Raw genomic sequence first — 17952 nt, 5'->3', positions numbered from 1 at the left:
TCAGGCTCATAACCTGAAGGTCGTAGGTTCAAATCCTACTCCCGCAACCAATATTTAGCGAACAGTCGTCGGAATCAAGGCCCCCCTCATCAGCGGGTTTTGCTTTTTGGGCATAGTGATCAAATCGCCCTGCATGTCCAGGATGCGGTTCTTGGCTCCATGGTCGTATGAAACAACAACCCGATTCAGCAGTTCGTTCAACTCATCGCTCGTTCTGCAAGTTGCTCTGATACCCAACCTTCTGCCACTTGGGCATAGAGTCTTCAACCTTGTCTCAGCATGGCGGGCTGGTATCGCCATGTGGGTTTGCCAGCATTGCCGGTGGGATGTTCCCGATGGTGCTGTGCGGTCTTTCTTCGTTGTCTTATCTAAGCCATTCCTCCATCTTTTCGCAAGCATCTGCCAGCGACAGGAACCAATGTGTGTTCAGGCATTCTGCCCTGAACTTTGAGTTGAACGCTTCGATGAAAGCATTGTCGGTCGGTTTGCCAGGGCGGGAGAAGTCGAGCGTAACGCCGTTGTGGTAGGCCCATAGATCCAAAAGTCCCGAGAGATGAACTCGCTGCCGTTGTCCACCCGTCTCGTCGCTGGGAATCCGATCTGCCGACACACTCGATCCAGCGTGACAACAACGTTTTCGCCCTTTTAGCTGAACCTTGGGGCAATGACGGGTGAGACGCGCGAGGACGTATCGACCACGGTCAGAATACGTAGCTTGCGGCCAGTCGCAAGCTGATCATGAACGAAGTCCCTTTCGGCAGATTGCACTTGCGCAATCGCCTATCGGGCAAGGCATGACCCACACATCATTGGGCCTCACGGCATCTGAACGATCCTCTTTCAGCTTGGCTTTCACCCGCCGTTTTGGTGATTTGTTCCGTAATTGCAGCCTCATTGCGTGGTAAATCCTGTGGACTTTCTTGACGTTGGCTGCCCAACCCTCCGGGCGCAACAGATATTGCACACGCCTGTATCCATAGCGAACACGGGTCTCGCAGATCTCCTTGATACGCCGATTCAGGACGGCCGGATCGGTGCGCCGGGAAACATACTGGCAGGTCGATCTGTCGAACCGCAACACCTTGCAGGCGCGTTTGACAGACACTCGCCAGTCTTCCCGAACACCGTCGATAAGCTCACGCTTCCGATCCGGCCTCAGAGCTTTCGCTTGATGACGTCCTGCAACATCTCCCGATCCAGCGTCAGTTCGGCCACGATGCGTTTCAGACGGCCGTTCTCGTCTTCAAGCTTTCGCAACCGCCGCATGTCGGATGGCAACATCCCCGCATACTTCTTCTTCCATTTGAAGTAGATTGCCGAGCTGATCCCAGCTTCTCGGCACACTTCGGCAACCGTCTTGCCTTCTTCGACCTGCGACAAAACAAACGCCTTCTGTGCGTCCGTAAATCTCGCTGCTTTCATCGCTTCCGATCCCGCTCCAACCAGGGATTCGTCGCGGAATACTCTAATCACAAAAGGCCGGCAAATCAGGTTTCAGAGCATGAGCTCTGAGCTGTCAGTCTTTCGTGCCGACGTTTTCTTCGAACGCAACCTTGAAGGCGGCCTGTTTCTCGGGGCTGGCCTCGGTTTGATATTTCGATTTCCATTCATCCATCGTCATGCCGTAGAAAATCTCGCGGGCTTCATCCTTGCCCAGTTCGATTCCCTTTTCGTTTGCCGCTTCCTGATACCAGCGCGACAGGCAGTTGCGACAAAACCCGGCGAGGTTCATCATGTCGATGTTCTGAACGTCCGTGCGGTCTTCCATCAGGTGCTTTTGCAACCGGCGAAATGCGGCAGCCTGAAGTTCAATTTCGGTTTGCTTGTCCATGATCTGGCTCCGGATGGCGATTGAGTTGCTTCTGACCTAACAATCCAGTGAACCCGTTACAAGAAACGGACGTGCCGAAGCGCCTTTTCACATCAGTTTCAAAGCCAGCCACGGCACGATGCAGAAAACCAGCGTCAGGATTTTGTAGTTCGCAAGATACCTGAAATAGGCGCGTTTCACATCCGGGCGTTCCATCCGAAACATCCTGCCGTGAATGCCGGCAATCCAATCCTGCAAAAGCAGAACCATCAGGGTGGTAAACAGAAGCACCGCGATATTGAGCACGGCCATCCAACCAAAAAACATCGTCAAAAACTCTTGTGTCATGATGACCCCCTTTCCCCGTTGATATGGGAAATGAAGGCCGTGCTCACAACAGCGTGATGCGCGGAAAAGCACGCGCAGGACTTGCGGTCAAAGGTCGCTGGCTTCCAATGCGTCCTGCAGGATTACCGCCAACCGCTCGGCCCATTCCCTTTGACCCGTATGGTCTGCGATCAAGTCGTTGCGCAGCTCGATCAGTGCGTTGGGGCGTCCGAACGCGGTACAGTGTTTGTCGATCGCATCCCCCGGCAAAACTCCGGTATACGGCTCGTTGACGCCAACGCACAGATTTTCCTCGGCCTGAAGCCTTTCGATCAGCGGGCCAGAGAACCGCTCGTCCGAGGTGTGCAGCACGCCAATGTGCCATGGGCGGGGCTCACGACCGCGCAGTTGGCGCGTAAAGGAATGCATCGAAACAATCACAGCATGGGGCAGGGCCGCCATTTGTGCCAGTGCCTCGTGGTAAGGGCGGTAGCACATATTCAGGCGACGCTCGCGTTCGTCATCATCTGCATGGCGATTTCCGGGGATGATTGACCCATCATAGAGCTTCATCAACAGCGTGGGATCGTCTTCACCCCGGTTAGGGTCGATGACCAAACGCGAGAAGTTGGCGGCAATCACCGGTGCGTTCAGGATCTCGCCCAAGTGTTTAGACACCTCATACGCGCCCACATCATAGGCGATGTGGCGTTCCATATCCTCGCGCGGCAGACCGAGGTCGCCACCATTTACGTCTGGGGGAACAGTGTTGGTTGCATGGTCGCATGTAATCAGCCAGCGAGACGGGCGATCCGCACCGTGGACGAAAAATGGAGTGTATGTCATGAGCCTGTCATCTTGTTTGCCGCAGATGTAGGGCAGTTGCTTTGGAAAGGGAATTGCGCAATAAGCATCGAAATGATGTTTGCGGTAACATTTCGCGAAATCTGATCTGCAAACTTGAGATGACGTAAGGAGGTCTATGCCAATGCGACGCCTGAGAAATGTGAAAATCGTGGCGACGCTGGGGCCAGCGTCAAATGACTATGACACAATTCGTGCCCTGCACGAGGCTGGCGCGGATGTCTTTCGTCTGAACATGAGCCATGGCAGCCATGATGAGATCCGCGAACGGCACAAGATCATTCGGCAGGTGGAAAAGGATCTGGACAGCCCGATTGCCATTCTGGCCGACCTTCAGGGGCCCAAGCTGCGCGTTGGTGTCTTTGCCAATGAAGCAGAGGAGCTGGAAGAAGGTGCGTCCTTTCGGCTCGACCTCGACCCTGCTGCGGGCGACACCAAACGTGTCTGCCTGCCGCATCCCGAGATTTTTGCGGCGCTTGAGCCGGGCGCGCGCCTGCTGGTGAATGACGGCAAGATCCGACTGATCGTTCAGGACTGTGGGCAGGATTTTGCAAATTGCACGGTCGAGGTGGGTGGCACGATCTCGAACCGCAAGGGTGTCAACGTTCCTGATGTGGTGCTGCCGCTGGCGGCTTTGTCGGCCAAGGACCGAGAGGATCTGGAGTTTGTCTGCCAACTGGGTGTGGACTGGTTGGCGCTGAGCTTCGTGCAGCGCGCCAAGGACGTTTTCGAGGCTCGCGCGCTTGCAGATGGTCGCGCGGCGATCCTGTCCAAGATTGAAAAACCTGCGGCAGTTGAGGCGTTTGACGACATTCTTGATGCGTCGGACGGGATCATGGTGGCACGCGGCGACCTGGGTGTGGAACTGCCTGTTTCTGCCGTGCCTCCGATCCAGAAACGACTGGTCCGTAAATGCCGTGGGGCAGCCAAGCCCGTCATCGTCGCCACACAGATGCTGGAAAGCATGATCGAAAGCCCGATGCCGACCCGTGCCGAAGTGTCGGACGTTGCGACGGCGATCTACGAAGGCACTGATGCCATCATGCTCAGCGCGGAATCGGCTGCCGGTGCCTATCCGATCGAAGCGGTGCAGACGATGAACAAGGTTGCCATCGAAGTCGAAGCCGACCCGACGTATACGCAGATCATCGCAGCCTCGCGTACCGCCAAGGGAACCACCGTTGCGGACGGGATCGTTGCCGCCGCGCGTGAAATAGCCGAGAAAACCGATATCAAAGCGATCTGCTGCTTTACGCAAAGTGGCACGACAGCCGCATTGACCGCGCGCGAACGTCCCGGTGTTCCGATTATCGCGATGACGTCGCTGATGGGAACGGCGCGCAGACTCTGCCTGAGCTGGGGTTGCAACTGCGTCATGACGCCCGAGCTTGAACGGTTCAAAAGCGCGGTTGTAAACGCAGCGCGCGCCGCAAGGGCAGGGGGCTTTGCAACTGAAACTGACCAGATCGTTGTCACCGCCGGGGTGCCGTTCAACGTACCGGGTACCACCAACATTCTGCGCGTGGCACCTTGTGACGAGCGACTGATCTACAGCACGGATCCCGAATAACCAGAACGGGTATCAAAGCCCGGACACCCGTTGACCAACCGGCTCTTTCACGGCCTCCATGACCGTGAATGAGCTGGTTTGGTGAATCCCGGGCAGCTTGTTGATTTTCTCGCCCAGTATCATCCGGAAATGCGCGATATCGCGGGTGCGGACAGTCAAAAGATAATCGAACGACCCTGCCACCATCAGGCAGCTTTCGATTTCCGGCACATCGCGTACGGCCTCGTTGAATTTTTCCAGGGATTGCTCGGCCGTTGCGGTCAGCGACACCTGTACGACGGTCAGAAGGGCCAGGCCCATTCTCTCTTTGTCGACGATGGCGCTATAGCCCTTGATATAGCCGTTCTTTTCCAGCCGTTTCACACGTTCGGAACAGGGCGTATTCGTAAGGTTTACGCGCGCCGCAAGCTCAACTATTGAGAGCCGGCCATTGGCCTCAAGCTCGTGCAGGATGCGTTGATCGATATTGTCCAATTCTCTACTAATCAGTAAAACTTCCTGTTATTTTAGTGCAAAACGACAATTTCCACTGAGTATAGACCAAAAAAATCCCCAATTCCTAGTGAAAATTCCTGATACTTACCAAAGGGTGGTCTTATTGAAAGTTCCAAGTTCCGGCTGCCCTGCCGGGGGCACGGGCCTCGGCCAAATGAAAAATAATGGAGGAACGACATGACAACAAAGATTGTCATAGGACTCGACGGGACAGAGACCGGTGAGCGCGTGATTGCCTTTGCCAAGGATTTGGCAAGGTTGATCGGGTCGTGTGAACTGGTGGTCGCTTATGTGATCGAATGGTCCCCTTACACCTTTCAGACACCGGAAGAAAACGCACAGCGTCACAAGCGACGGGAAGAAGAGGTTGATCTGGCGACGTCACGTATCGTGACACCTGCCGTTGAGGCCCTCAGAGAGGCTGGTTTTGAAGCGCACGGTGTTGTTCGCCACGGCGACGTGGCCGAGACCTTGAACGCCATTACAATGGAAATGGGCGGCTCGCAGATCGTTGTCGGCCGGTCTTCGGCGGACGGGATCAAGAAACGTATCTTCGGCAGCTCGACCCAGAACCTTGTGATGCATGCCGATGTTCCGGTCACGGTTGTGAACTGAAGGGAGGGACAAAATGAGAATGCTCAAACAACTCGGCGCCTCGATGGCAGCCGCCACTGTCGCCAGCCCTGCCTTTGCGCAAGATGCTCCGGGGCTTGATGAAAAAATCAATCAGACATTCGCTGATCTGACCGGTCCATTCGTCAGCTTCATCTTCGCGCCATTCCCCGGGACCAGCTTCCCATGGATCGTGATGTGGCTGGTGATCGCTGCGACGGTCTTCACGCTGTATTTTGCTTTTGTGCAGATGCGGTTTTTTGGTCACGCAATCAGTCTTGTCAAAGGTGACTATTCCGACCCCAATGATGCAGGCGAGGTCAGCCATTTTCAGGCTCTAGCCACGGCGCTGTCCGGAACAGTCGGTCTGGGGAATATCGCGGGTGTTGCCGTCGCCGTCGGCATCGGCGGACCGGGCGCAACCTTCTGGATGATCCTGGCCGGTCTTCTGGGGATGGCGTCGAAATTCACCGAATGTACGCTGGGCGTGAAATACCGCAACGAGTACGAAGATGGCACCGTTTCGGGTGGCCCGATGTACTATATGTCCAAAGGGTTCAACGAACTGGGCTTGCCGGGTGGCAAGATCCTTGCGGTTTTGTTCTCGATCTTCTGTATCCTTGGCGCGCTGGGTGGGGGCAACATGTTCCAGGCCAATCAGGCGCATCAGCAGATCGCGGGAATCGTGGGTGACTATCCGGGCTGGATTACCGGGCTGGTCTTCGCAGCGGTTGTTTTCATGGTCATCGTCGGCGGCTTGAAGTCTATCGCACGGGTGACCGAGAAGGTGGTGCCGTTCATGGGCGTTCTCTACGTTCTGACCGCTCTGGTCATCATCTTGATGAATGCGGATATGATCGGCTGGGCCTTTGGTCAGATCTTCGCCGGCGCCTTCACCGGTCTGGGTGTTGCAGGCGGCATGGTCGGGGCGTTGATCCAGGGCTTCAAACGTGCGGCGTTTTCGAACGAAGCGGGTGTTGGCTCGGCAGCGATTGCGCACTCGGCTGTTCGGACCAAGGAACCGATCACGGAAGGCTTCGTTTCCTTGCTGGAACCGTTCATCGACACAGTGGTGATCTGCACAATGACCGCTCTGGTCATCATCATCACCCAGCAATTGATCATCGATCCGGAAACCGGAAACTACATGCTGAATGAGGCCGGCACGGCGATTGCCACTGTTGACGGCAACTCGGGTGTCAGCCTGACTTCTGCCGCCTTCGGCAGCGCGTTCGGTTTCTTCCCGTATATCCTGGCGGTTGCGGTGATCCTGTTTGCCTTCTCGACCATGATCAGCTGGTCCTACTATGGCCTCAAGGCCTGGACCTACCTGTTTGGTGAGGGTCACACCAAAGAGCTGGTGTTCAAGATCATCTTCTGCATCTTCGTCGTCATCGGTGCCGCAGCCAACCTTGGCCCGGTCATCGACTTCTCGGATGCGGCGATCTTTGCGATGGCGGTGGTCAACGTCTTTGCGCTCTACTTCCTGATGAAAGTGGTGCGTCAGGAGCTGGCTTCGTATTCCGAGCGCCTGAAAACCGGTGAAATCCGGAAATTCGAACACTAAAACCCAATCACTGGGGCGGCCTTTGTCGCCCCAGTGCCCGATCAGCCGGCAAAAAGCGCAGAATCTGATCCAAACCCCCTTGCCAGTATGACCGAACTTGCGTAAACGGCGCTTCTGATCGCGTGACCGGCCGAGATGGCATGCCGAGTCGCGTCTGGAACCGAACCCGAAAAAGGAGACGGAAATGCCTAAGATGAAGACCAAGTCGAGCGCCAAAAAGCGCTTCAAGGTGACTGCGACCGGTAAGGTCCTTGCTGGCCAGGCCGGCAAACGGCACGGCATGATCAAGCGGACCAAGAAATTCATCCGCGACGCCCGTGGCAACACCACCCTGTCCGCCCCCGACGCCAAGATCGTCAAGGGCTACATGCCCTACGACCGCTAAGAGGAGATTAAGAGATGTCCCGCGTTAAAGGTGGAACCGTAACTCACGCCCGTCACAAGAAGGTCATCAAGGCCGCCAAAGGTTACTATGGCCGCCGTAAAAGCACCTTCAAGGTTGCCCGTCAGGCCGTCGACAAGGCCAACCAGTATGCAACCCGCGACCGCAAGAACCGCAAGCGCAACTTCCGCGCCCTGTGGATCCAGCGTATCAACGCTGCTGTGCGTTCGCATGACGAGGCACTGACATATTCCCGCTTCATCAACGGCCTGAACCTGGCCGGTATCGAGGTGGACCGCAAAGTTCTGGCCGACCTGGCCGTGCACGAACCGGAAGCGTTCGGCGCGATCGTCGCCAAAGCTCAGGCCGCTCTGGCTGCCTGATCCTCTTTCGAGAGACAGTGAAAGAAAGGCCGTCCCATTTGGGGCGGCTTTTTTGTTTTCCATGGATTGGACGTCGGTGTTAAGCACACTCTGGACATCGTCCGGCAGTCGTGCGCACCTTAAACTATGTCGCTGGTACAAGACTTTGAGCAAGTTTTAGAAACTGCCTTGCCACGTGATCCCAGCTTTCGGCGGATCGAACAGACGGCGATAGACAGTTGCATTAGTGATGCCCGAAGATACGCTTCAGAAGGTTTAAAAGAGGCCTTTCTGTTTTCAACAATGCGCCTACTGGCACTTCCCGACAACGGGCACACACGGCTGATTCCGAATGATGCCATCTCGGTGCTCCCGCTGAGATTCGTGAGCATCGGAACTGCCATCCAGTTAGTTGGTACGGCACCAGAAACAACTGCGCCCAGAGGAAAGCTGGTTGCAGTCAACGGTACACCGTTAAGCCAAATCGAAGCCGCCTCAGGAACATTTCTGGCAGGAACGCGCCAAAGGAAACGGGTAATCGGATCGATTATACTCGTGTGGCCCCATGCTTTGTCTCGTCTCGGTTTTTCCTCAAAAGACGAAACGACCGAGTATCGCGTGCAAGACGAGAACGGTCAGATATCCGAATTCAAAGTGGAAAACAGTCATACGGTTCCTGCATCAACGCTCTACCCGAGAAACGAGCATGGCCGGGCCGATCCGGCTTGGACACCCAAGAGACTTGTGGAGACTAAGGGCTGGCGGGGACTTGGGCTTTCGATACTGTTGCCCAGTTTTCTCGATTCAGGAGAAGGTGCGCTGCCGAAAGCCATCTCACGTGCAGCAGAACAAGTACGCGTTTGCTCGGAAAAAACGCTCTTGATTGATATTCGTGGAAACACCGGTGGCGACTTTCTTAAAACGATGCCCTTGATCGACGCTATCTCTGAAAACGCAAGCAGGCAGGTTGTTGTGCTTGTCGATAAATTCACGTTTTCGGCTGCGATAGTTTTTGTCGCCATCCTCAAACATCGATTGGGACCTAGGCTCAAGCTCATAGGGGAAGAAATGGGTGACGGGTTGACGTTTTTTGCCGAGGGAGGTTCGCTCGATTTGCCCACCAGCGGGGCGGTCGTTCGATACTCATCGGCTTTTCACGATTGGGAGAGCGGAACCAGCGATGAAACCACACCAGCCGAGATCGCGCGGCGACTAGTTCCGGCTGGAACACTGGATTTGGATTGGGAATTGATCAACGAACCTACCGCTGAAGATGCAAACGGCGCGTTCTATCAACGAATTCTCAGAAGTCTGAGAAATTAGAGGAATGGCAGGAAAGTCCGCGTAGATGCCATGCGAGCGAAAAAACCGGCGCATTTTAGCGCCGGTTTTCATAGGTTCCGTTAAGGTAACTTATCCGAACACACGCCCCAGCGCGCCATCGACCGCGTCGGTGATCTGGTCGATGTCATCCGCCGTGGCGATCAGGGCGGGCGAGAAGCACAGCGTGTTGTTGCGGCTTGGGATCGAGCGGTTGGTGACGCCGATGATCACGCCCTGGTTCATACAGTCGGCCACAACCGCCTGCGCCAGTTTCTCGTCCACCGGCTCTTTAGAACCACGGTCTGCGACCAGCTCGGCACCCAGGAACAGGCCCTTGCCGCGCACGTCGCCAATAACCTTGTGCTTTTCCATCAGCGCCTGAAGGTTGCCCATCATGCGGTCACCCATGGCCGCGCAATTGCCCAGCAGGTTTTCATCCTCGATGATGCGCATGTTTTCGATCGCAGCCGCCGGACCGGCAGTGCAGCCACCAAAGGTCGAGATGTCGCGGAAATAGCTCATCGGGTCCGAAGCATCATCCTTGAACATGTCAAAGACTTCCTCGGTGGTGACCATGCAGGCAATCGCGGCATAGCCCGAGGCGACGCCTTTGGCCATGGTCACGAAATCCGGCTTGATGCCGTATTGCTGATAACCGAACCATGTGCCGGTGCGGCCCACGCCGCAGACAACCTCGTCGATATGCAGCAGCACGTCGTATTTCTTGCAGATCTCCTGCACGCGCTGCCAGTATCCTTCGGGCGCTTCGATCACGCCGCCACCTGCGGTCACTGGCTCAAGGCACAGCGCGCCAACGGTGTCGGGACCTTCGCGCAGGATGACCTGTTCGATCTGATCTGCGGCCCATTCGCCGAAGTTCTCTTCCGGTGCGCCATCCAGCTCGTGCTTGCGGTATTCCATGCAGTGCGGCACGCGGACGAAATCAGGTGCAAAAGGTCCGTATTGAGCGGTGCGCTCGTCCTGACCGCCTGCCGACATGGTTGCCAGAGTCGAACCGTGATAGTCGCGGTCGCGATACAGAATCTTGGTCTTCTTGCCGCCGTACTTCTTGTGCGCGATCTGGCGCACCATCTTGAACGCCTTCTCGTTCGCTTCAGAGCCCGAATTGGTGTAATACACGCGGCTCATGCCGGGCATCTTGTCGATCAGTTTTTCCGCGAAGATGGAGCCGGGGATCGAGCCTGCGGTATTGGCGAAATAGCACAGTTTCATCAGCTGGTCGTAAACGGCCTTGCAAATCGATTCGCGGCCATAGCCGACGTTCACAGTCCAGACGCCGCCGGAAACCGCATCCAGATGCTCTTTGCCTTTCTGGTCCCAGACGCGCATGCCTTTGCCTTCGACAATGATGCGGGGATCGTTGGTTTCAAAGGGTTTATGCTGAATCAGATGGTGCCAGATATGGGCGCGGTCGGCTTCGACCACGCGGGAAAGATCGTTTTCGTTGAACGTGCCGTCCATGACAAGTCCTTTCAGTGAGGTGCGGTGCACGGGGTGCGGAGATGGCGTGCCCCGGCATATGTTTAAGATACTTCAGATCACCGCGAATGGCCGGATCTAAGTAGGGCCAGATCGCACCATCCCGTATTGCCAGTCAATAAGGGGACCGTAATACTACGGATTTGTCAGAGCACCAAGTTTATGCTCAAGTCGCGCAAACCGAGTGCAGGGAGGATCAGCAGTTGGCAGCGACCAATATCTATGAGCGTCATTTGGACAAATGCCGGGCGAATTACACACCCTTGTCGCCCCTCTCCTTCATTGAGCGCACGGCGCAGGTTTATCCCGATTACCCGTCGGTCGTTTATGGTGAGCGGCGGTATACCTGGGCTGAAACCTATGCCCGGTGCCGCCGGCTGGCGGGGGCCCTGAATGCGCGGGGTATCGGAAAGGGAGATACCGTATCAATTATTGCCGCAAACATCCCCGAGATGTACGAAGCGCATTTTGGTGTGCCCATGGCGGGCGCCGTTTTGAATGCCATCAACACGCGTCTGGATGCTCCGATAGTCGCTTTCATCCTGAACCACGCCGAAACCAAGGCGTTGTTGGTTGACCCCGAGTTTTCCGGCGTCGTGAAGGAGGCGCTGGAGCAGGTTGATCATGATATTCTGGTAATCGACATCGAGGATCCCAGCTTTGAAGGCGGTGAAAGGCTTGGCAGCCTGACCTATGACGCCCTGATATCAGGGGGCGACCTGGAATTTGATTGGTCACTGCCCGAGGACGAATGGGACGCGATCACCCTGAACTATACGTCCGGCACAACGGGCAATCCCAAGGGCGTGGTTTATCACCACCGCGGCGCCACCCTGAATGCACAATCGGATTTGCTGGACTGGGACATGCCCAAGCATTCGATCTATCTGTGGACCTTGCCGATGTTTCACTGCAACGGCTGGTGCTTCCCCTGGGCCATGGCCGCCAATGCGGGCGTGTCCGTCTGTCTGCGCGCCGTGCGTGCCGAGCCGATCTATGCGGCATTCCGCGACGAGAAGGTCACCCATTTCTGCGGTGCTCCTATCGTTTTGAACATGCTGGCCCACGCGCCGGATGAACTGAAAGACTTTGACCATCAGATCAAGGTGATGACCGCTGGTGCTCCGCCGCCGGCCGCCGTGATCGAAGCGATGGAGGCGATGGGGGTCGAAGTCACGCACGTTTATGGCCTGACCGAGACTTACGGGCCCTCGGTCGTTTGTGCCTGGAAGGATGAATGGAACGACAAGGGACCCGAAGACCGTGCTGCCCTGAAAGTACGGCAGGGCGTGCGGTATACGGCCCTGTCTGGCCTGATGGTGGCCGATCCCGAAACGATGGAGCCCGTGCCCGCGGATGGCGAAACCATGGGCGAGATCTTTATGCAGGGCAACGTGGTGATGAAAGGGTATCTCAAGAACCCTGATGCCACCGATGGGGCCTTCAAGGGCGGCTGGTTTGCATCCGGCGATTTGGGCGTCATGCATCCGGATGGCTATATCGCGCTCAAAGACCGGTCCAAGGACATCATCATTTCAGGTGGCGAGAACATCTCCTCCGTCGAGGTCGAGGGCATCCTCTACAAACACCCGGCAGTCATGGAAGCGGCGGTTGTGGCCCGGCCAGACGAGAAATGGGGCGAAACCCCCTGTGCCTTTGTCGAGCTGAAGCCTGGTACAACCGCGACCGAGGCAGAGCTGATTGCCTTTTGCCGGGACAACATGGCCCATTTCAAAGCGCCCAAGACCGTGGTGTTTGGCACCCTGCCGAAGACTTCAACCGGCAAGGTGCAGAAATTCGTTCTGCGGGATCAGGCGCGGGCGCTGGGCTGAAGCGTGTCAAAGATCGACAGGTCCAGATCCAGCATTTCACCCATCCAAATCGCGCGATCGCGGTGATCGGCCAGATGGTCGCCGGTTTCCGGGTGGGTGAAAACGGTAAGACCTCGCCGGTTCAGCATCAACCACGGAGTGACCTGATCGAAGGCATCAGCGGCAAAGCTCAACTGGCAGCTCCAGCGCGGGTGGGGGCCAACATTGCGGCTATGCATGCGCCCCATCCGGACGGGGAACAGACGGGCGGCCTCTTCGCAGACCTGTTGCGCCGTGTGCTGCGTATCGGCGTCGAAATAGACATGGGCGTGGTATCCGGTGATCTCGGGCATCAGAACCTCTTTTGCTTTGATGAAACAAAGCTAAGTCCGATTGCGACGAACGCCTAGGCACACCGGCACACAGGACCTGTGCAAGCTTATTGGGGTGCGTGCCTGTCAGGATGCGCCGCGACAAATGCGGGGTGATCGGCACAGGCCTTTTCGACACCCAGCAGACGCGGCATGTCCGACAAGTCGACCTTCCACCGGCGTGCATTGTAGATCTGCGGGATCAGGCAGATGTCGGCGAGGCCGGGCTGTGAACCAACGCAATAGGGGGTTTGTTCAAACTCACCCAACATGGTCTCGAAGGCCTGCAACCCCGGCCGGATGAAGTGCCGCATCCACTCTCCGGGCATGTCGGTCGGATCTTTGCTGAGGGTGGTCGCATGGCGAGCAACTGAAAGGTTGCAAACAGGGTGAATGTCCACCGCAATCGCATAGGCCAGCGCCTGCACGCGCGCGCGCCCTGCTGCATCGTCGGGCAGAAGGTTCAATTCACGTGTCTTGTCCAGATAGTCGAGAATGGCCAGAGACTGAGTCAGCCGCTGCCCGTCAATATCCAGCACCGGAACCAACCCTTGTGGATTTCGCGCAATATGTGCATCGCCCTTGTGTTCGCCGCCCACCAGGTCGACGACAACCGCGCGATAGTCGATCCCGGCCAGATTCAGGGCGATCCGCACCCGATAGCTGGCCGAGGACCGCCAATAGTCATAAAGGACGGTTTTGCTCACATTCGAATCCGTCACGTGTCGGCCAGGGTGGCGGCGCGAATAGCGTCAGACAACACCGCCTTGTCGCCGATGTGATTGGCCAGCACCAGAACCAGTCGGGCGTTCAGCGCGTCACTGTCGGCTTTTTCAAGCCCTTCATGCGCGGCCAGCAGCTCGGCATAGAAGTCGTCAGCATCGTCGATATTCGGGGAAAGGATCAGGTCAGACATCTCGCTCACTCCTTACCACAGGCTCTGCGGATTGCATGGCGGAAACTGTTTTCTTCATAACTGTCCCGGCGCGCCGCCACGTGCTGATCAGGACGGATCAGATAAACCGCGCTGGTTGCGTCGCCCAGATAGCGACGTTTCAGCGCCAGGGTCTGGTCATCCTTGACCGACAGCGCCAACCGCGTGACCTCGACCCCGTCTTCTTCCAGCACCTCCGGGGCATCCGCGTCAATCGTCAAAAGGGTGAATTTGCCTGCCAGTTTGGGCAACAGGAACGCATCACCCAGCGGCGCGTCCGGGCAGGCCGAGCCGGGGCGCGTTTCGGCTGGGCCATCCAGCGCGTCGGCAGAATTCAGGGTCGAGCCGTCATAGGTGCAAGGTTGACTCAGGCGTCCCGAATTCACCAACGGACGCGCAAATTCGTACTTCTCGCTGAGGTCCAGAACCGCATCCCGCAGAACCCGCGACATTTCGGATTTCGGCGTGATGAAATCGGTGGAGCGGCTGGATTTCTGGATGTTCTCATCAGCCCCGTGCACGCGTTCCGCGTTGTAGCTGTCCAGCAGGCTTTCGGGGGCTTTCCCATCCAGCACCAGTTTCAGTTTCCAGCACAGGTTGTCAGTGTCTTGCAGGCCGGAATTGGCACCGCGCGCGCCAAAGGGGCTGACCTGGTGCGCGCTGTCGCCTGCGAATAGGACACGCCCTTTGCGGAAGCTCTCCATGCGGCGACACTGGAACGTATAGATCGAGACCCACTCCAGCTGAAACTCGACGTCATCGCCCAGCATCGCCTTGAGGCGCGGGATCACATTCTCGGGGCGCTTTTCGCGTTCCTTGTCGATGTCCCAACCCAGTTGCAGGTCAATACGCCAGACATTGTCGGGTTGTTTGTGCAAAAGCGCGGATTGCCCGCGATTGAACGGCGGGTCAAACCAGAACCAGCGTTCCGAGGGGAAATCGGCATCCATGATCACGTCCGCGATCAGGAAATTGTCTTCGAAAACACGCCCTTCGAAATCGATGCCCAGCATGCGCCGGGTGGGGGACGCGGCACCATCGCAGGCGATCAGCCATTCGGCCTCGAGTGTATAAGGGCCTTCGGGGGTTTCGACCTCCAGCCGAACGTGATCTTCGTGCGTACCGATTGCGTCAACCTTGTTGCGCCCGCGAATTTCAATCGGTGCGCCTTCTGTCTGCAACTCGCGCACGCGTTCCACAAAGAAGTTTTCAAAATGGTATTGCTGCAAGTTTATGAAGGCCGGGTTGGCATAACCTTCGTCCGGCTGAAGGTTGAAATCATAGACCTGACGGTCGTCGAAAAAGACCTTGCCCCGGTCCCACAGCACACCTTTGTCGACCAATTGCTGGCCGCAACCCAGCCGGTCTGCGATTTCCAGCGTGCGCTGAGAAAAACAGATGGCGCGGCTGCCGAAGCTGACTTTGTCATTCTCGTCCAGAACCACAACTTCGACCCCTTGCTGGGCCAGATCGATGGCGGCGGCCAGACCAACCGGCCCCGCACCGATAACGATCACCTTGCGCCTGACGGGCGTCGGGCTGTCCTGATCCGGGCTGCGTTCATATCCGTAAAGCGGCGTTTCAAAGATCTTGTTCATGGGCTCCCCCCGAAACAGATGCACCGATGTGCTGCATGTCCTGTCCCCCGGCGACGGGCGCCGGAGGTCTTAGATTATGGTTTCATCGAATCCCGCCGCAAAAAACGATCTGGATCAAACTCGACCGTTTTTCGTCAGCCTTGCAGGGCTTCCCACATCTCGAGGTCGCGCTGGGCGGTCCAGATGCGGGGCGTGTCAATGCCGCGCGCCTCGTCATAGGCGCGGGCCACGTTGAACGGCAGGCAGTGCTCGTAGATTGCGTAGTCGGCGAACTTCGGATCGCATTCAGCGCGGACTGCGTCCCAGGCCTCTTTCAGGGACCCGCCGCGCGCGGCAACCTTCGCCGCCGGCCGGTATGTGCTTTCGACAAAATCGCGGGTGTTCTCGATGGCCGCATTCACCATGTCCTTGCCAACCAGCGCGTCACCGCGCCCCGGTGCGATGGCGTCGACGTCGAACCACTTGATCTCGTCCAGCGTGTCGCCCCAATCGCTGAAATGACCGTCGCCGCAATAGCAGGCCGAGTGATATTCGACGATATCGCCGGTGAACATCACGTTCTGATCCGGCACATGGATGACGATATCGCCAGCTGTATGCGCGCGGCCCAGATGCATCAGGTCGATCCGGCGGTTTCCCAGATACACCGTCATCGTATCGCTGAAGGTGGTGGTGGGCCATGTCAGGCCAGGGATGCTTTCATGCCCTTCAAAGAGGCGCGGGAAGCGCTGGAATTCGCTGTCCCAGTCTTCTTGACCCCGCTCGACGACCATGGCGCGGGCCATGTCCGACATCAGGATCTGCTGTGCGCCGAATGCGCTTGCGCCCAGAACACGCACTGCGTGGTAGTGGGTCAGGGCCACATGCGTGATCGGTTTGTCGGTGACGGAACGCACGCATTCGATCACCTTATTTGCCAGACGCGGAGTCGCCTGCGCCTCGACAATCATCACGCTGTCGTCGCCGATGATTACACCCGAATTCGGGTCGCCTTCGGCGGTAAAGGCATAAAGCCCTTCTCCGACTTCAGTAAAGCTGATCTTTTTTTCCGACATGTCCCCCTGGGACGCGAATGCCTTGGCCATGGTGGGTTCCTTATCGTGAATATGGGTTTTCAAGAGCGGGCAAAACGGTGCCGACACATTCACCGAAGCCGATCGTGTAGCCGTCGCCACGAGCTGCGCCGGTAAGGGTCAACGTGTCGCCATCGTCGATGAAGCTGCGGGTTTCACCGCTGTCCAATGTCAGAGGTTCCTTGCCGCCCCAGCTAAGCTCCAGCAACGAGCCACGTTCAGGTTTGGTTGGCCCGGAAATGGTTCCCGATCCCAGCAGGTCGCCCGTGTTCATGGGGCATCCTGATGTGGTGTGATGCGCCAATTGCTGCGCAGCGGAATAGTACATCTGGTTGTAATTGGTCCGGGCAATCGTCGTGGCGGGTTGTCCGGCAGGTGACATGGTGATCGCCAGATCGATGTCATAAAGCATCGGGCCGCAATCCTTGAGGTGATCCAGAAGCTCGAACTCGCGGGGTGGCGTGTCACAGCGGAATGGCTCGAGCGCCGCCTTGGTCACGATCCACGGGCTGATCGAGGTTGCCGTGGCCTTTGCCTGAAACGGGCCCAGCGGCTGATATTCCCATGCCTGGATGTCGCGCGCGGACCAGTCATTCAGAAGCACGTAACCGAAGATATTGTCATCCGCTTCCTGCACGGTGATCGGACCATCCGAGGGCGTTCCGACAATCGCGCCCATCTCAAGCTCGATGTCAAAACGGCGACTGGGCAGGAAGGCGGGCAAGTCCTGATCGGGGGCTTTCACCTGACCCCAGGGGCGGCGAATATCCGTGCCTGATACCACGACCGAAGATGCGCGGCCGTTGTAACCAATGGGAATGTGCAGCCAGTTCGGTGGCAGGGCGTTTTCCGGCCCCCGGAACATGGTGCCCACGTTGAAGGCATGGTTTCGGCCTGCGTAGAAATCGGTGTATTCGCTGACCGCAAAGGGCAGATGCATTTCCGCATCTTCTTGTTTGACAAGCAGCGGTTCGACCTTGGCTTGTTCATCTGAACCCTCGGCCAGCAGGCTGATCAGCCGCTCACGCAGGGCCGCCCAGACGGCTGGGCCTTCCTCCATGAGAGGGTTCCAGAACGGCATGTCGAACAGCGGCTCATCGCTCAGGGTGATCAACCCCTCGGCTTCGGCGGCGGTGACGTCGAGGATCATGTCACCGATGGCCACACCACAGCGGGGATCATCACCTTCGGTCGAGAAGACACCATAAGGCAAATTGTTCAGTGGGAACGGATGTGTCGCGTCATTGGCCGACGCCACCCACGAAGTCATCAAAGGCATATCTTGCCCCTATTTTGTTGTGTTCTAAGAGGTTCGAGAGGATTTTAGCTTTGGAACGGCGATAGCAAAAGCAC

Annotated in this window: 18 protein-coding genes and 1 pseudogene; 7 read left to right on the top strand and 12 right to left on the bottom strand. The window is 57.2% G+C overall.

From position 1 onward, the window contains the following. Nucleotides 1–274: 274 nt before the first annotated feature. The 4 genes and pseudogenes from GS611_RS17850 to GS611_RS17835 all read right to left on the bottom strand — a co-directional run bounded on the left by GS611_RS17850 (nucleotide 275) and on the right by GS611_RS17835 (nucleotide 2983). A pseudogene (locus GS611_RS17850) lies at nucleotides 275–1422 on the bottom strand (IS3 family transposase). A gap of 94 nt (nucleotides 1423–1516) precedes the next feature. Then, complete coding sequence (locus GS611_RS17845) at nucleotides 1517–1831, bottom strand: DUF1244 domain-containing protein (RefSeq protein ID WP_152456994.1); 315 nt, start codon at nucleotides 1829–1831, stop codon at nucleotides 1517–1519. An 87-nt stretch (nucleotides 1832–1918) separates the two neighbouring features. After that, entirely contained in the window at nucleotides 1919–2158 is a 240-nt protein-coding gene (locus tag GS611_RS17840) for a DUF6868 family protein (protein ID WP_171637671.1), read from the bottom strand. Between the two features lie 87 nt (nucleotides 2159–2245). Beyond that, nucleotides 2246–2983 carry an N-formylglutamate amidohydrolase gene (locus GS611_RS17835; protein ID WP_171637670.1) on the bottom strand — a complete coding sequence of 246 codons (738 nt, stop codon included), beginning with the start codon at nucleotides 2981–2983 and terminating at the stop codon, nucleotides 2246–2248. Nucleotides 2984–3125: 142 nt separating this feature from the next. Here GS611_RS17835 and pyk point away from each other — a divergent pair, with 142 nt between their 5' ends. Beyond that, complete coding sequence (pyk, locus tag GS611_RS17830; RefSeq protein WP_171637669.1) at nucleotides 3126–4571, top strand: pyruvate kinase; 1446 nt, start codon at nucleotides 3126–3128, stop codon at nucleotides 4569–4571. Between the two features lie 12 nt (nucleotides 4572–4583). On the opposite strand, the gene GS611_RS17825 is transcribed toward pyk, so the two are convergent. Beyond that, nucleotides 4584–5045, bottom strand: a complete 462-nt coding sequence (locus GS611_RS17825) for an Lrp/AsnC family transcriptional regulator (protein WP_245218193.1) — start codon at nucleotides 5043–5045, stop codon at nucleotides 4584–4586. A gap of 198 nt (nucleotides 5046–5243) precedes the next feature. On the opposite strand from GS611_RS17825, the gene GS611_RS17820 reads away from it, so the two are divergent. The 5 genes from GS611_RS17820 to GS611_RS17800 all read left to right on the top strand — a co-directional run bounded on the left by GS611_RS17820 (nucleotide 5244) and on the right by GS611_RS17800 (nucleotide 9312). After that, nucleotides 5244–5681, top strand: coding sequence for a universal stress protein (locus GS611_RS17820; RefSeq protein ID WP_171637668.1), 438 nt, complete (start codon nucleotides 5244–5246; stop codon nucleotides 5679–5681). A gap of 13 nt (nucleotides 5682–5694) precedes the next feature. Further along, nucleotides 5695–7245 carry a sodium:alanine symporter family protein gene (locus tag GS611_RS17815; RefSeq protein ID WP_171637667.1) on the top strand — a complete coding sequence of 517 codons (1551 nt, stop codon included), beginning with the start codon at nucleotides 5695–5697 and terminating at the stop codon, nucleotides 7243–7245. A gap of 184 nt (nucleotides 7246–7429) precedes the next feature. After that, the gene (rpmI, locus tag GS611_RS17810) at nucleotides 7430–7630 is read left to right on the top strand and encodes a 50S ribosomal protein L35 (RefSeq protein ID WP_010443552.1); all 201 of its coding nucleotides are present in this window, start codon (nucleotides 7430–7432) and stop codon (nucleotides 7628–7630) included. Nucleotides 7631–7644: 14 nt separating this feature from the next. Then, the gene (gene rplT / locus GS611_RS17805; RefSeq protein WP_008756009.1) at nucleotides 7645–8010 is read left to right on the top strand and encodes a 50S ribosomal protein L20; all 366 of its coding nucleotides are present in this window, start codon (nucleotides 7645–7647) and stop codon (nucleotides 8008–8010) included. A gap of 126 nt (nucleotides 8011–8136) precedes the next feature. Next, the gene (locus tag GS611_RS17800) at nucleotides 8137–9312 is read left to right on the top strand and encodes a peptidase S41 (RefSeq protein WP_171637666.1); all 1176 of its coding nucleotides are present in this window, start codon (nucleotides 8137–8139) and stop codon (nucleotides 9310–9312) included. 90 nt (nucleotides 9313–9402) lie between these two features. Here the strand turns inward: GS611_RS17800 and GS611_RS17795 are convergent, their stop codons facing one another. Beyond that, nucleotides 9403–10794 carry an aspartate aminotransferase family protein gene (locus GS611_RS17795; protein WP_171637665.1) on the bottom strand — a complete coding sequence of 464 codons (1392 nt, stop codon included), beginning with the start codon at nucleotides 10792–10794 and terminating at the stop codon, nucleotides 9403–9405. Nucleotides 10795–11015: 221 nt separating this feature from the next. On the opposite strand from GS611_RS17795, the gene GS611_RS17790 reads away from it, so the two are divergent. Continuing rightward, nucleotides 11016–12644: an acyl-CoA synthetase gene (locus tag GS611_RS17790; RefSeq protein ID WP_171637663.1), complete on the top strand. Its 1629-nt coding sequence runs from the start codon at nucleotides 11016–11018 to the stop codon at nucleotides 12642–12644. Here the strand turns inward: GS611_RS17790 and GS611_RS17785 are convergent. The 6 genes from GS611_RS17785 to fahA all read right to left on the bottom strand — a co-directional run bounded on the left by GS611_RS17785 (nucleotide 12623) and on the right by fahA (nucleotide 17878). Then, nucleotides 12623–12976: a DOPA 4,5-dioxygenase family protein gene (locus tag GS611_RS17785; RefSeq protein WP_152457005.1), complete on the bottom strand. Its 354-nt coding sequence runs from the start codon at nucleotides 12974–12976 to the stop codon at nucleotides 12623–12625. The genes GS611_RS17790 and GS611_RS17785 overlap by 22 nt on opposite strands. Nucleotides 12977–13062: 86 nt before the next feature. Next, the gene (gene maiA, locus GS611_RS17780; protein ID WP_171120367.1) at nucleotides 13063–13701 is read right to left on the bottom strand and encodes a maleylacetoacetate isomerase; all 639 of its coding nucleotides are present in this window, start codon (nucleotides 13699–13701) and stop codon (nucleotides 13063–13065) included. 11 nt (nucleotides 13702–13712) lie between these two features. After that, a complete protein-coding gene (locus tag GS611_RS17775; RefSeq protein WP_171637661.1) occupies nucleotides 13713–13910 on the bottom strand; it encodes a DUF2783 domain-containing protein in 198 nt (65 codons plus the stop codon). 5 nt (nucleotides 13911–13915) lie between these two features. Beyond that, entirely contained in the window at nucleotides 13916–15526 is a 1611-nt protein-coding gene (locus GS611_RS17770; protein ID WP_171637659.1) for an FAD-dependent oxidoreductase, read from the bottom strand. Nucleotides 15527–15660: 134 nt separating this feature from the next. Continuing rightward, complete coding sequence (locus GS611_RS17765; RefSeq protein WP_039541551.1) at nucleotides 15661–16611, bottom strand: MBL fold metallo-hydrolase; 951 nt, start codon at nucleotides 16609–16611, stop codon at nucleotides 15661–15663. A 10-nt stretch (nucleotides 16612–16621) separates the two neighbouring features. Continuing rightward, nucleotides 16622–17878 carry a fumarylacetoacetase gene (fahA, locus tag GS611_RS17760; RefSeq protein WP_171637657.1) on the bottom strand — a complete coding sequence of 419 codons (1257 nt, stop codon included), beginning with the start codon at nucleotides 17876–17878 and terminating at the stop codon, nucleotides 16622–16624. Nucleotides 17879–17952: the final 74 nt, after the last annotated feature.

The organism is Ruegeria sp. HKCCD6119 (assembly GCF_013110585.1).
In the GTDB taxonomy this organism is placed as follows: Bacteria; Pseudomonadota; Alphaproteobacteria; order Rhodobacterales; family Rhodobacteraceae; genus Ruegeria.
This window is presented reverse-complemented; position numbering and strand designations above follow the sequence as displayed.

Bases quoted from the DNA above. Each gene is read 5' to 3' on its own strand.
- pyk (WP_171637669.1), top strand. From the start codon at position 3,126: ATGCGACGCCTGAGAAATGTGAAAATCGTGGCGACGCTGGGGCCAGCG.
- GS611_RS17820 (WP_171637668.1), top strand. From the start codon at position 5,244: ATGACAACAAAGATTGTCATAGGACTCGACGGGACAGAGACCGGTGAG.
- GS611_RS17800 (WP_171637666.1), top strand. From the start codon at position 8,137: ATGTCGCTGGTACAAGACTTTGAGCAAGTTTTAGAAACTGCCTTGCCA.
- GS611_RS17775 (WP_171637661.1), bottom strand. From the start codon at position 13,910: ATGTCTGACCTGATCCTTTCCCCGAATATCGACGATGCTGACGACTTC.
- GS611_RS17795 (WP_171637665.1), bottom strand. From the start codon at position 10,794: ATGGACGGCACGTTCAACGAAAACGATCTTTCCCGCGTGGTCGAAGCC.
- fahA (WP_171637657.1), bottom strand. From the start codon at position 17,878: ATGCCTTTGATGACTTCGTGGGTGGCGTCGGCCAATGACGCGACACAT.
- GS611_RS17845 (WP_152456994.1), bottom strand. From the start codon at position 1,831: ATGGACAAGCAAACCGAAATTGAACTTCAGGCTGCCGCATTTCGCCGG.
- GS611_RS17765 (WP_039541551.1), bottom strand. From the start codon at position 16,611: ATGGCCAAGGCATTCGCGTCCCAGGGGGACATGTCGGAAAAAAAGATC.
- GS611_RS17770 (WP_171637659.1), bottom strand. From the start codon at position 15,526: ATGAACAAGATCTTTGAAACGCCGCTTTACGGATATGAACGCAGCCCG.
- GS611_RS17815 (WP_171637667.1), top strand. From the start codon at position 5,695: ATGAGAATGCTCAAACAACTCGGCGCCTCGATGGCAGCCGCCACTGTC.
- rplT (WP_008756009.1), top strand. From the start codon at position 7,645: ATGTCCCGCGTTAAAGGTGGAACCGTAACTCACGCCCGTCACAAGAAG.
- GS611_RS17840 (WP_171637671.1), bottom strand. From the start codon at position 2,158: ATGACACAAGAGTTTTTGACGATGTTTTTTGGTTGGATGGCCGTGCTC.
- rpmI (WP_010443552.1), top strand. From the start codon at position 7,430: ATGCCTAAGATGAAGACCAAGTCGAGCGCCAAAAAGCGCTTCAAGGTG.
- GS611_RS17785 (WP_152457005.1), bottom strand. From the start codon at position 12,976: ATGCCCGAGATCACCGGATACCACGCCCATGTCTATTTCGACGCCGAT.
- GS611_RS17835 (WP_171637670.1), bottom strand. From the start codon at position 2,983: ATGACATACACTCCATTTTTCGTCCACGGTGCGGATCGCCCGTCTCGC.